This is a genomic window from Pseudomonas soli, from assembly GCF_900110655.1.
In the GTDB taxonomy this organism is placed as follows: domain Bacteria; phylum Pseudomonadota; class Gammaproteobacteria; order Pseudomonadales; family Pseudomonadaceae; genus Aquipseudomonas; species Aquipseudomonas soli.
On record NZ_FOEQ01000001.1, the window covers coordinates 203,796 to 217,632 of the forward strand.

The window sequence follows — 13,837 nt, forward strand, 5'->3', positions numbered from 1 at the left end:
CCATCAGCCCCCACCAACGTATAGAGTTCAACGGTTTGGCCTCGAATAGTTATCGATTTGGGGGCCGGCAGCTGCGCAACACCCCCGAGCTGCACGAATAAGACTTCACCATGCATTCGGAGGCCCCTACATCGAAAAAGACCGAAAAAGGGAACAGATTTATTATTTATTCTAATTTCGACTTGCCCCGCTTCCCGCGCCAGACGTCCTCACTGACATATTAAGCATCAAGCTTCTTCGTCGTCTTGGCCATGCAAAGGCAGAAATTAGAGTAGAAAATAAATATTTCCCCTTTTTTGCCCTTTTCTGTCAGTCACTCTTCTGTCACTATCTTCCACTTCACCAACTCAATCACCACTCTCTAATGCCTCTGGATGAAATTCCTCCCCGCGCACAAAAATTTCCCGCCATTCCTCGGCCGTGAGTGAAACACCATTGGCACTTGAGTAAAAAACAAACTCCAACTCCATGTCTGAATTTACGGAAATCTCCATAAACGGCCCCTCATTCCCCTCCTTGTATACGCACAGATAAGGAAAGTTACTATTTACATCGCCAACCTTCTCAAACACCAAACTGGTCACAATCTCACTTATCTAAACCCAGTAAACTTACCACCCACCCGGCCGTACGACAGTAAAACATTAGAGCAGAACAAACAAGCTGCCCCTTTTGTCCTCCTTTTTTCTAAACCTTCACTACGCCCTTACCGACACCTTAAAGCACCAGGCTTCACCGCCGCCTTCGAATTATCGGAGCAAAAACCTTCCTCTTAGTTTTTCCACAACTTGGCTCATTGCGACAAGCGGGCCGACACTATCCTGAGAGTAAATACTGCACGAAGCCATATCCTCCGGATAATTAAAGTACGCATAGACGTCCTGAAGTCTATTTATTTTATCTTCGTCACTGTCATTCGACGCATCAATACAAAGCAGAAAAGCTAAACGCCACTTTTCAATTTCGGCAACAAGATCCGTCATCTCCATTTGCTTTGAGAGAACCTCAAGAAGTTCTTCATCGTTTAAATATTCGCCTCCAGCAATGATGGCAACGCGCTCGCTTTCGCAACCATTTAAAAGCTGACTCATGGCAAATTCAAAAATATCTTCTCGCCCTATCCAGCGCTTTCTATATCCCAAAAAAATGGTTGCCCAACAAGCCAAACCTAAACTAATCAATACACCAAGCGGGGACATTACCTTCTCCTTATTTTTCGGAATTTGGTTAGCCAGGCCAGTTACTTGGCGGGGAAAAAGCGCCGATGAGTCACGTTGCCTTCATCAACAATCCATTCAAAAACCCCACCAACCCCGTTATTGCTGCCTTCAATTAGCCTTAACTCTGACACCCTAACACAAAGGGGACAGATTTATTTTTCATACTCTAATTTCGACACGCCCAGTTCCCAGCACTCGACGCCCCACCGATACCTAAAGGCTTCACCTTCGCTTTGGCATGCAAAAGTAGAAATTAGAGTAGAAAAATAAATCCGCCCCCTTTTCTACTACATGTAAAAGTGGCAACTCGCCCCTTTTCATACCGGTACTGGGATAGGTACATAGACAGCTTCTACTATCGCATTCTTGCCACTTTCCAAATCTGGAGCATAGAGCCCGATCTCGAGACCATCCGTCAGCAATTTCATACCGGAGCCATCGTCCTCGAATTCATAATTTACATGCATCCGTTGGAAAAATCGCTCCAGCAAATCGGCCGAAACCCCGAGAAGTGTCTGCCCCTGAAAGTCCAGAGATGCTTCAGGATAGTAAAGTTGCACCCCGCTCAAGCTATCGTGCAGGTCATACCATGCCTTCATCAGAGCGTCACCAAAGACATCCGTCGAATTCTCGGAGAAAGCAGTCTTGGCAAACACCTTGTAGGGGAGCTTTAACTTGGCCCGGACTTCATCGCGCCCACGCACCCCAGCAAATACATCAAGCCCATCTTTCGAACTATACGTGAAATTCATGCCATCACCTTTTGATGAAATCGTTGGGATCCAGAGTTTTCGCGTACTTTAACATCTGTTCGATCACCGCATCATATTTGCTGCCAAAACGAGAGCGGAGGTCATCCACATCCGTCTGGATAGCATCCTTCAACTGCCCCTCCTGCAACAGTTCCTCTTGCTTCGCCCGATAGGCTTTGGCTTCCGGAGAACTGCCGTAGCTGGCAGTGAGCCCATCAAAAAGGGGACAAAATTATTTTCCATACTCTAATTTTGACGCCCCGGCTTCCAGCACGTTATTTCCTCACAGACACCTTAAGCAACGGGCTTCAACGTCGTCTCGGCAATGCAAAGACAGAAATTAGAGTAGGAAAATAAATCCGTCCCCTTTATCTTTCAGAGTAGAAAAATAAATCTGCCCCCTTTTTCTTTACTCAATCCCTATGACACTCCTGACAAATCAGGGCCTACCGGGGTTTCGAGCGCAAAAAATTTAATCAATCAGCGCCTCCCTAGGCTTCTACAACCGACAAAAGACATTCAAGCCGCAAGCAGAGGCAAAGTCACGCATAGATATATCAAGAGAGCTACCCTCGCCAGCGGAAAGAGCATCTTGCAATGTAACAATGCCTTTTTCAAAATCCAGAGAAACGTCAAAGCAATTAAATTCGAACTCCCTCAGCAGAACCTTCTCTGAACACATCCGTTCATCAAAGGCACCTTTCAAAATAGAGCGGACGCTGTCGTCCAACTCTTGGACGACAAATCGTTCTATTAGCGTACCCCCACTATTCATAACCACTCCTAACTAGTACGGGAATGCAGTTTGGATTACACCATCCCGAACATTTATTTTAATTGTCGATGTTGGCGCACCTGAGACGCTTGTCCCAATTACCTTACCTGCGTTGTACTCAATAACGTGCCCACCAGGACCATTGGGAGTTACCTTCCCATATCTCAATGCGCTATCAACATAACTGGAGACATCTTTAACAGATGTCCCTTGCGAAAACTTACTAACATTCGCAAATCCTGAGTCAGGTCCATGGCGATAGAACACATGCTCAATACCTGTCATCAGACCGCCTTTTTTGTAAGTGCTCGCACTCCACGATGCATCTATTTGCCTTGGAGCTGGTAATGCCTTGATCGTGTCATCTACAACAGCCCCAGTTCCTTTTGCACCATCTATGACACCCTTCCCGCCCCCTGGCAACTCCACAGGAGTAGTCGCAGGCTTTTTGGCCTCATTCCCACCACCCCCTTTGCGCCCCGAAGCAACCCCCAGAATCATGCTGCTGATGAGCTTACCGCCCCCCACCAGGAATTTGTCGCTCTCAGATTCCCCATTCAGGACAACACCGCCGCCTTCCATGTGCTCGGCAAGCATCGTGCCGACTCGGGTCATGGCACGGTCGTACTGTTCATTGAGGTCTTGACCAAGCTCCGTCTGCCCAATGGCTGTCGATACCGCTAGCTGCATGACTGCCTTGGGCCCCTGGATCATCGCCAGCGCCAAAGCCACTTTCTGACCTCGCTCTGGGTCTGACTCCAGATACTCATTGATGAGCGAGGCATAGCTGAGCGCCATCTGGACCGGACCACGTGACTTACTGATATGCGAGGGGTCAAGCTCCCCCAGCACACGTACAAGTTCTTTCGTGGACTCCTGATGTTTATCGAACACATGTTCGATCTGGTTCAGTCGTGCCAGCACCTCTTGCTGGAAGCTCGGCGTGCGCATAAGCGCCTTGGCTTCATCGGGCTTGAAGTTCGCCATCAGCAAGGCTTCATAGGTGTCCTCTGCGAGTTTCACCCCGCCAACGGCTACCGCATTGGCATCCAGCTGACGGCCTTGCAAGCGTTCAAATCGGTTGACCAGGACATTGACAGCATTTCCAACCTGCTCGTAGTTCTTGAGTGCGGCCTTGTCATAGTTACGCAGCTCATTTGTCCATCCGCTCAGCGTCTCTACAGGATGGATTGCGCCGTTAACCGAAGAATCACTCAAGTACAGATCGGTGCGCGACTCATGATCCCGCGTGATCTCGTAAGCCTTGTCCAGATCCCGATTCAACCCGACAGTGGAGTCCTTCCCCGTCTCCGCATCCTCGCGCACAGTGATATCACCCGCCCCCACGGTGGCACGGACGATCTGCTCGCGGTCCTTCTCGTACGTCCAGCCACTGACGCTCCAGCCGTTCTCGCCTTTGTCACCCTTGCCCGTCTGGCTGCTGTCCTGCTGTGTTGCTGCAGTCCCTTTTTTCCAGGTACCACCGACGTTCAGGTAATAGCCGCGTTCCTGGTCCTTGCCGGCAATATCACTGTGGCCCAGCGTGCCGGTATCGAGCTTGAGGTTGCCGTTGTCGGAGGCGATCAGGGCACCATCGAGCTGGGTGTGGTTTTCGGTGCGGATGTCGACCTTGTCCCGAGCGGTGATGCGGGTCTGGTTTTCCACCCACTCGGTTTCGCCCGTGGTCTTGCCTTTGCCGACCGAGCCGCTGATACCCGAGCCCGGGCCTACCGTAACGGTGGCGCTCAGGTCGAACTCTTTGCCCTTGACCTTGCCGGTATCGATGGCCGAGGCCACATTCAGGTCGCCGCCCACACGGCCGATGACTTCGTCGCCGCGTACCTGGGCGCCTTTGATGTTGGTGTCCTTGCCACTGGCGAACTTCAGCTGGTCGCCTGCGTAGACGTAGGCTTCCTGGTGTCGCTGTGCGTCGCGTTCCAGCTTGCCCTTGCCCAGGTTGACACTGGCGTAGATCCCCACCCCTTCCGAGCCGAACGCCAACCCGACTTCACCACCGCCGCTGCGACGGTTCTGTTCGTAGTGCGAGTCGTTCTGCGCGGCGCGGATGTTCAGGTCATTGCCTGCGGCCAAGTCGATGTCACGCCCGGCCTTGACCTGCGAACCGACGATGTTCAGGTCGTGGCTGGCGTCGAGCTTGATATCGCGCCCCGCGTCGAGCTGGCTCGGCGTCGAGTTGCCCTGGGTGCCATCGGCACCCGCAGCGCCATGGCTGGCGCCGATGCCGACCTTGATGCCGCCACTGGTACCACCGTGAATGCCGGCCCAGTTCTGCGACTCACGGGTCTTCTGGGTGCTGCTGCCGTGGGCGACATCAATGTTGATGTCACGTCCCTTGACGTCGATGTCCCGCCCGGCCTGCACCTGGCTGCCCTTGACATTGACGTCGTTGCCGGCCTGCAGCTTGATATCGTTGCCGGCCTCCAGGCTGGAGCCACGGTTGCTTTGCTCGATGCTGGTCTGCTGGTTCTTCTGCGAACTGTTGCCGATCTTGAGGTCGCCGGTTGGCCCGGCAAGGAACTGGTTGATGCCGTCGATGGCCTGCAGGGTGCTGGCGACCTTGCTCACGCCATTCTCGCCCTTGCCGGCGTTGCTCACCGCGTCCTTGGTGCGCCCGAAGTTGTGGTTGATCGAAGCTCCGGCACCCTGGGTCGCATACTCCCGCTCCTGCTCGTGGATTCGGGTTTCACGCGCCGCGTCGATGTTGATGTCGCGGCCCGCGCCCAGGCTGATATCGTGGCCTGCTATCAAGTCCGAGCCGGTCTGATTGATATCACGCCCCGCCTTGACGTCCAGGTCCTGGCCGGCCTTGATCTGGCTGGCAGAGGCCAACTGTTCGCGCAGGCGATCCTTGGCCAATTCCTTCTCGACGCCCGCGAACACCTTGATCCCGTTGTCGTCGGCACTGGTACTCAAACCGATCTTCGAGGTTTTCGACCAGGTCTTGCTGTCGCTCTGGTTCTCGGCGGCGGCGACGTTGACATCACGTCCCGCGTTCAAGCTGACATTGCGACCGGCATTGACACCGCTGCCGAGCACGTTGATATCGCGCTCGGCCTGGAGCGAGGCATCACGCACGGCAAGGACCTGGCTGCCGACGCTGGAGCTGCTGCGTGCTTCCTGCCCGGCTTTCTTCGCCGAGGCTACCGAAACGGACGGGACGACGACGATGCCGGGGGCAACCGACATGCCGATCTTTTTCTTGTACGAGTCGCTGTGACTGTAGGCCGTGTCGTTGGCCGACACCAGGTTGATGTCACCCTCCTTGTCCAGCAACCCCGCGCGCAGCTCGACGTCCTTGCCGGCATTCGCCTCGCTGGCGCGCAGGCGCACATCGCTGCCTGCCGCAACCACGATGTCGTTGCCGGCATCCAGTTCACTGCCGACCTGCGTGGCGTGGGTCTGCAACTGGCTCTTGCCGCTTTTCGACAGGCCAAGGAAACCGGACTTGCTCTTCTTGCTGTACTCGCCGTGCTCCTCGACACCGGACAGTACCGCCACATCGCCAGTGGCACCGAGCATGACATCGCCGCCGGCCTTGAGTTGGCTGCCGATCACGGTCACATCGCGGCCGCCGTCCAGGGATATGCCGCCATCGTCCTTCTTGCTGACGTTGACGGTCAGGTCGCCACCGGCCTCGATCACCGAGGCGACGTTGGTGCTGTGGTAGCTCTCCTGCTGCTTGGAACTACTGCGACCGAACGAGCCCTTGCTCTTCTTCTGATAGTAGGAGGCGCTTTCGTTCTGGTCGGAGGCGATGGTCAGGTCGCGCTCGGCGTCGATGTCGACATCGCCCTGGCCCTTGACCTGGCTGGCGACGATGGCCATGTCCTGGCCCGCGGACAGCGACACATCGCCGCCGGCCTTGACCGTGGTCGACACCTGGGTGACCTGGTCATTGGACTGGGTGACCTTTTTGCTGCGGCTGAAGCTGTGGGCTTCGTTGGCGGCGGAGGTCAAGTTCAGGTCTTCGCCTGCGGCCAGGGTGAGGTTGCGGCCCGCGTCGATCTGGCTGGCCACGGCGGTGAGATCGCGGCCGGCGACGAGACTCAGGTCGCGGCCGGCGGTCAGCGTGGCGCCGTGCTGCTGCACCGTGTTGCTGCGCTGGCGCTCGGTGTAGAAGCCTTGACGTTCTTCGACCGACAGCAGGCTCACATCACGACCGGCACTGAGCGACAAGTCGCCGCCGCTCTGGATCACGCTACCGACGTTGTTGATGTCCTGACCCGCCTTGAGGCTGAGGCTGTTGCTGGCTTCGATGCGGGCGATGCTGTCGAGATGGTCCCTCTGCTCACGCACGCTACCGTAGTCGTTGTCCGTGCGCGTCAGGTCTCGTTGATTGATCAGGTCACCATTGACGGCGGTCAGGCTCACATCGCGCCCGCTGATGATGCCGCCGGCACTGTTGACCAGGCTGTTGCCGGCCAACAGGTCCAGGCGACCACCTGCCTGGATCAGGCCGCTGTTCGTAAGGTCCTTGCCTGCAGTGGCACTGAGGTTGCGTGAGGCACGGAGCGTACCAATGTTGTTGAGGTTTTCCCCGGCAATCAGCTGAACATCCTGCCCGGCAATCAACGCGCCGTCAGGCGCCAGGCGGCCGTTGGCATGGGCCAGGTACAGCACAGGTGCAAGTACCTGCTCACCATTGACCTCACGCTCTTCGAGCCAGACGATGTCGTGCGTCAACGCCGCCACTTGGGCAGAGCTCAGGCCGACGCCGACGCTCAGGCCAAGCGCATCCTTGCTGCGGATCGCATTGTCCATCAGGTGCTTGTACAGCTGCTCGCCAGAGGTCTGGCCATCGATGAACTGCTGGCCGGTACGCGCCACCACCGCCTGCTGAATCAGGCGCTGCTCGTAGAAGCCGTCACCAAGGCGCTTCCAGCTCTTGTCCGGGTCATAGCCCAGATTGCCGAGCAGATAGTCGGAGCTCATGAACTGCTTGAGGTCGGTCAGCACCGGATTGGTTTCAATCAGGTACTTGTGCGGCTTGCTCGTATATTGGCTGTCGGGCAGGCGGGTGATGCCCGGTATCCGTGGCGGGGCACTGACTCCGGCATCCTGCGCGCTCAGTTCATGTGCCTGCGCACCTGGGTTTGGCGATCGAACGCCGCTATCCACTGCCTCGGCCACAGGCGCATTGACCCCGATGGCACTGGCCTTGGCCGCCGACTCGACGCGCTGGTGGGCAATGCGATCGATTGCCTGCTCGCTCGCCCTGGATGCGACAGCATCCACTGCCTGGATCACGCCCGGCCGGGAGCTGGCCAGCCCCTGACGCTCATGAGAGCCGACGGTGGCGTTGCCCAATGTCCAGCCCTGAGTGGGCCCGGTTGCCGCATCGCTGCCTTTGCCACTCAAGCGGAACAGGCCATTCTGCCCCGCCGGCAGGCTGAAGCCTGGCAGGGTGGTCGGGTCTACCTGTCGCTGGGCCAGATCGGGGGGCAACTGCGCATTCAGGTTGACCACCGTGGCCTGCGTCGCGCTGGCTACCTGGGTATCGAACGCACGACTGCTGGTCGCCTCCGGCGCCCTGCGCACAACGATATTGTTGACGTTGCCTGCCGCGGTGAGCTTCGCCGTGCCTGCAGCCTGGATCAGCGCCGGAGCAATGAATTGATTATCGTCCTTGAGCGTGAGTGCTTCATTGATGCCATAAAACATCCCGGGGTCGAACTTCGCGACCAGGGCCTTGAAGGCTGCTTCATCGAACGGTCCAGAACGAGGGTGGGCCTGGTTGTAGGCGTTTACCTCGTTGATCAACTGGAAGAAGTACGCCGTGGGGACCTTGGTTCCAGCCCCCACCTCTCTGCCAACGGTTCCCGACCTGGAACGCTCGCCCTCGTTGGTAATGCTGCTGGCCGTGATGGTGAGATCATTGCCCGCCGAGATCACGCTGCGAGAATTGAGAACACTGCCCCCACCAATGGTCAGGTCACGCCCGGCAGCCAGGGTTGCCGTTGGCGAATCCTCCAGCACCACGGTTTCCTGGGTCTTGTAGATGTGCACCGGCCCCCTCACCCACCGCGACCCTTTGCAATGCTGGACGCAGTAGATGGTCATGTAGCCGTCGGTGATCTGCTGGCTGGCGCTGAACTTATCGCGTTTGTTGACGAAGCTGGCTGCCTGCAGGTTGATGTCGCCGGCCGCCTCGACAGTCCCGGAGCTGTTCAGGAAGGTTGCCGCAGTACTGCCTGCGGTGACGCCGGCGACCAGCAGATTGCCCAGGCTGTAGACGTCCGCATAACGGTTGCTGAAATCCGCCGTGTGGATCGACATGTCCCGGCCACTGAACAGCAAGCCTCGACTGCCATCGGCGGCCTGGTCGTTGTGGACGGACTGGGCAATCAGGTTCAGGTTGCCCGACGCGGCCAATGCCCCGTAATTGGACAGGCTGCCGGCGTGGATCGTCAGGTCGTTGACCGCCGACAAGCGCCCAAGATTGCTCAGCTGGTTGCCGACGTTGACAACGATGTTGTCGCCACCGGCAATGCTTGTGGCGGTGCCCAGGCTCATCTGCGCCGCGGACAGGGTCATGTTCCCCAGGTTGGTCAGTCGGCCGTTGCCCGAATAGGTACCACCCAAGGTCAGGCTCAGCGTGCCGTCGCTGGCAATCAACCCATCATTGAGCCAGTTGCCGCCCTTGCCCAGCAACGCCTTCGTCGCCAGCAGTTGCCCACTCGAAGTCTGGGTGAAGTTTTTGACATCGAGGTTGAGGGTGCCGGCTTGCAGCACGCTGCTGTTGACCCAGTCGTCGGCACTGAGATTCAGGGTGCCGTGCGTCAACAGGCGGCCTCCCGCCGCCATGACCTGCTGGCTGCTGACACCGAAATCGCCATTGCCGAGGTGAGTGATGCTGCCCCCGGCATTTAGCAGATCGCTAATGACCAGGGCAAGATCGGTGTTGGCGGTTTCCAGGGTCCCGTTGCGGTTGTCCAGCAGCCCGCCGATCTGGAATCGTGTAGTGCCGCTGGTGCCCAGTGCACGCAGTTGGCCCGCCTGGTTGTCCAGGGTGGCGGCCGTGATGGCGAGGGTACTGGCGCTTTCGATGATGCCGGAGCGGTTATCCAGCGCGCCGCTCAGCCCAAGGTCGATACGCTGACCGACCATCTCGCCGCGCGCGTCGCCGCCGTTGAGCAGGCTGGCGCCGGTGACCTTGAGCAGGCCACTGGCGGAAATGCCGCCATCGCGGTTGTCCAGCTGCCCGGTGCGGATCACGGTATCACCGCCGAGCGCGGCGATGCGCCCACCGTGGTTGTCGAGGCTGGCGCTCTGCACGTCCAGGCTCAGCGCCTGGAGGATGCCGCGCTGGCCAGTGGTGTAGCTGCCGTTGCGCAGCACGCCGGTGGTGCGCACGCCCAGCGCCTGCTTGAGGCTGGCGAGGATGCCACCGCGGTTGTCGAGGGTGTCGGCGGTCACGGTCAGAGCGCCATCCTGGGCGATCAGCTTGCCGCCCTGGTTGTCGAGCACGCCGGAGGTCTGCGCGGTGATCGCGCCCTTGGCCTGCACGGTGCCCTTGGCGTTGTTCAGGCTGGCCGCCTGCAGGCCTACGTCGCCCTGCTGGCTGTAGATCAGGCCATCGCCTGAGTTGTTGAGCGCCCCGCGGCTGTCGAGCGTGAGCGGGCCATTGGCGGCCAGGGTGCCGCGCTGGCTGTTGTCGACGCTGGCGGCCAGCACCTTGAGCAGGCCCTGGCTGGCGATCTGGCCAGCCTGGTTGTCGACCAGGCCGGCGCGCTGGATCAGCAGGTCCTTGCCGGCGAACAGCTTGCCCTGGCGGTTAAGCAGTTCGCCGAGCAGGTCGAGGGTCAGCGCGCCCTGGGCGGCGAGGCTGCCGTCGGTGTTGTTCAGGCTCGCGGCGGTCAGGTCCAGGTCCTGGCGGCTGGCCACGCGGCCGCCGTGGTTGTCGAGAGCACCGGCGCTGATGACCAGTTTTTCCCCGGCATCGATCAGGCCGCCGTCATGGTTGTCCAGTGCCGCCGTGATGGTCAGTTGCTGGCCGCTGCCGCTGGAGAGGATGCCCTTGGCGCTGTTGTCCAGGCTGGCGGCCTTGACGTCCAGGCGTTGCTGGGCGACCAACGCGCCGCCGTCGCTGTTGCGCAGCGCGCCGGTCACGGTCGCCTGCACGGCGCCGGAGCGGCTCGACAGGGTGCCCTGCTGGCGGTTGTCCAGGCTCTGGCCGCTCACGGTCAGGCCCTGCCAGCCCGAGACCAGGCCGTTGCGGTTGTCGATGGCGCCGCTGGTGATGGCCAGCGTCTGTTCGCTGATCAGCTTGCCGTCACGGTTGTCCAGCTCGCTGACGTCCAGCTGCAGGGCCTGGGCGGTGGAAATCTCGCCACCCTGGTTGTGCAGTTTGGCCAGGTTGACCAGGGTCAGCGGCCCGGCGGTGGTGATCAGGCCCGCGCCGTTGTCCAGGTCGGCGCCGCCCAGGTCCAGCGCGAGGCTGCTGCCGAGCAGCTTGCCGGCGTGGTTGTCCAGGCCCTTGCTGGTGAGGGCGAGCGCGTCCTTGGCTTCGATGCGGCCGCCGTCGCGGTTGCTCAGCGCGCCGGCATGAATCTCCAGCGACTGGGCGCCGATCAGGCCCTTGAGGTTGTCCAGGCGCTGGCTGACCCGCAGCAGCAGACGCTGGTCGCTGAGCAGGCGGCCGTTGCCGTTGTCCAGTTGCTCGGCAGCGACGGTGAAGGCCTGGGCACTGGAAATCTCGCCGCCCTGGTTGGCCACGGTCTTGAGGTTGTCCAGCTGCAGCGACGGCGCATTGATCAGGCCGCCACGGTTGTCCAGGTGGCCATGGCCCAGGTCGAGGTGGACCGAGGTGTCGCTGAACAGCTTGCCGCCCTGCTGGTCGAGGCCGGTGACCGTGGCGGTGAGTGCTTCGCGGCTGCCCACGCGGCCGCCGTCGCGGTTATCGAGCTGGCCCGCGTGCACGTCGAGGGTGCGGTTGCTGCTGATGCTGCCCTGGCGGCTGTTGTCCAGGTGGCCGGTGCTGAGGGCCAGCGCGCCCTTGCTGGAAATAACACCCTTGTCGGTGTTGGCCAGGCTGGCGCTGGCCAGGGTGATGTCGCTGTCGCTGAGCAGCTCGCCGCCCTGGTTGAGCAGCGCGCCGCCCGTGGTCAGCTTCAGGCTGCCGGCGCTGTCCAGTTTGCCGGTGCTGTTGTCCAGGCTGTGCGCGGCCAGCACCAGCTGGCCCTCGGCACTGAGCAGGCCGAGGCGGTTGAGCGCCGCGCCAGTCAAGGTCAGGGTCATGTCCCGCTGGCTGGTCAGGCGGCCACCGTCGTTGTCCAGGGTCAGGCCGGTCAGGGTCAGGCCGGTCTGGGCCTCGAGGCGCGCCTTGTTGCGGTTGAGCAGCGATTGCAACGCCAGGGTCATGCCGGTGCCGGCGACCAGCAGGCCGCCGTCGCTGTTGTCCAGCGAGGTGCCAGTGACCGCGACAGCGGCCTTGCCGGTGATCTCGCCGCCACGGTTGTCGATGCGGTCGACTTCCAGGGTCAGCGCGCCATTGCTGCCGAGCAGCCCCGCCTCGCGGTTGTCCAGCTCACCGCCCTGGATCCGCAGTTGCTCGAGGCTGACCAGCGAACCGGCGTGGTTGAGCAAGGTGCCGGCCTGGACCTCGCCCCGGCCTTTGCCCGAGACCTTGCCCTTGCTGTTGTCCAGCGTCCCGGCCACAAGGTTGAGGGCGGTGTCGCCCACCAGGGTGCCCTGGCGGTTGTCCAGGCGACCGTCGACGGTCAGCACCAGGCCGGCGCGGCTGCTGACGGTGCCCCCGCGGTTGTCGAGGCTGGCGGCATGCAGGTCCAGGCCCTTGGCCGAGACCAGGCCCTTGGTGTTGTCCAGCGCCTGGGCGATACGCACCGTCAACGCCTGCTCGCTGAGCAGCTTGCCCTGGCGGTTGTCCAGGGAATCGGCCACAAAGGTGAAGCCTTGCGGGCTGGTGATTTCGCCGTTCTGGTTGTCGACGCGGCCGAGGTTGTTCAGTACCAGCACCGGGGCCTTGATCAGGCCGTGGTTGACCAGCGCGCCCTGGCCCAGGTCGAGGGTGATCGAGGCCTTGCTCAGCATCCGTCCGGCCTGCTGGTCGAAACCGCTGGCGGTCAGGTGCATGGCGCCATCGCTGTCGATGCGGCTGTCGCTGCCCGCGTTGTTGACCTGGCCGGCCTTGAGCGTCAGCCGGTCGTTGCCGACCACATGGCCGCTGTCGCGGTTGTCGAGGGTGCCGGTGACGATGTCGATGGCCCCCTGGGCGCCGACCTCGCCGGCGCGGTTGTCGAGGCTGGCACTGCGCAGGTCGAGGGCGCCGTCGGCGGTGATCGAGCCGCGCTGGTTGTCGACCTTGCCGGTGGTGGCCAGGGTCAGCTTGCCGGCGCTGCTCAGCTCGGCGTCGCTGTTGTCCAGGCTGGCGGCGCCGATGTCGAGGTCACCCTCGCTGGTCAGCAGCCCCTTGCCGTTGTCGAGCGCCTGGCTCAGGCGCAGGCGTGCGCCCTGCTCGGCGGAAACACGCCCGTCGCGGTTGTCCAGGGTCTGGCCGTCGAGGGTCAGTTGGCCCTTGCCGCGCAACAGGCCCTGGGCCTGGTTGATGACCTCGGCCACCGTCAGCGCCAGGTCGGTATCGGCCAGGACCTGGCCACCGGTGTTGTCCAGGCGCTGCCCGGTGAGGCTGAGCGCCTTGGCCGCGGACAGTTCGCCGCCGCGGTTGTCGACGCTGTCCACGGTCAGGCGCATGCCCTGCCCGGCGCCGACCACGGCGCCCTGGCGGTTGACCAATGTACTGCCCTTGAGGGTCAGCGTGCCGTCGGCGGACAGCTTGCCGCCCAGCTGCTCCAGGCGCGTGACCTGGCCATCGAGATCGCCGCCGCTGGTCAGGCCGCCGCCACTGTTGTCCAGGTGCGCGGCGACCAGGTCGAGGTTGCCCTTGGCGCCAAGGATGCCGAGCTGGTTGAGCAGCTCGCTGCCGCTGTAGCGAGCCCCGGCCTGGCCGCTGACCAGGCCCTGGTCGCGGTTGTCGAGGTGGTCGATGGTCAGTGTCAGTGCGCCGTCGGCCTCGATCTTGCCGCCGCGGTTGTCCCAGCGCTGGCCCTGCA

5 protein-coding genes are annotated in these 13,837 nt (G+C 60.9%); all 5 read right to left on the reverse strand.

Features of this window, described 5'->3' with window-relative positions; all coding sequences use genetic code 11:
• Positions 1 to 347: 347 nt before the first annotated feature.
• A complete protein-coding gene (locus tag BMY03_RS26265; RefSeq protein WP_177182870.1) occupies positions 348 to 494 on the reverse strand; it encodes a hypothetical protein in 147 nt (48 codons plus the stop codon).
• A gap of 255 nt (positions 495 to 749) precedes the next feature.
• A complete protein-coding gene (locus BMY03_RS00955) occupies positions 750 to 1,199 on the reverse strand; it encodes a DUF2247 family protein (protein WP_094010014.1) in 450 nt (149 codons plus the stop codon).
• 338 nt (positions 1,200 to 1,537) lie between these two features.
• Entirely contained in the window at positions 1,538 to 1,972 is a 435-nt protein-coding gene (locus BMY03_RS00960; RefSeq protein ID WP_094010015.1) for a hypothetical protein, read from the reverse strand.
• 499 nt (positions 1,973 to 2,471) lie between these two features.
• The gene (locus BMY03_RS00965; protein WP_094010016.1) at positions 2,472 to 2,747 is read right to left on the reverse strand and encodes a hypothetical protein; all 276 of its coding nucleotides are present in this window, start codon (positions 2,745 to 2,747) and stop codon (positions 2,472 to 2,474) included.
• A gap of 12 nt (positions 2,748 to 2,759) precedes the next feature.
• The coding region (locus BMY03_RS26270) for a hemagglutinin repeat-containing protein (protein ID WP_177182871.1) at positions 2,760 to 13,837 on the reverse strand (11,078 nt) is incomplete at its 5' end.

Coding starts and splice junctions, on each gene's coding strand:
- BMY03_RS00965 (WP_094010016.1), bottom strand. CDS start 2,747: ATGAATAGTGGGGGTACGCTAATAGAACGATTTGTCGTCCAAGAGTTG.
- BMY03_RS00960 (WP_094010015.1), bottom strand. CDS start 1,972: ATGAATTTCACGTATAGTTCGAAAGATGGGCTTGATGTATTTGCTGGG.
- BMY03_RS00955 (WP_094010014.1), bottom strand. CDS start 1,199: ATGTCCCCGCTTGGTGTATTGATTAGTTTAGGTTTGGCTTGTTGGGCA.
- BMY03_RS26265 (WP_177182870.1), bottom strand. CDS start 494: ATGGAGATTTCCGTAAATTCAGACATGGAGTTGGAGTTTGTTTTTTAC.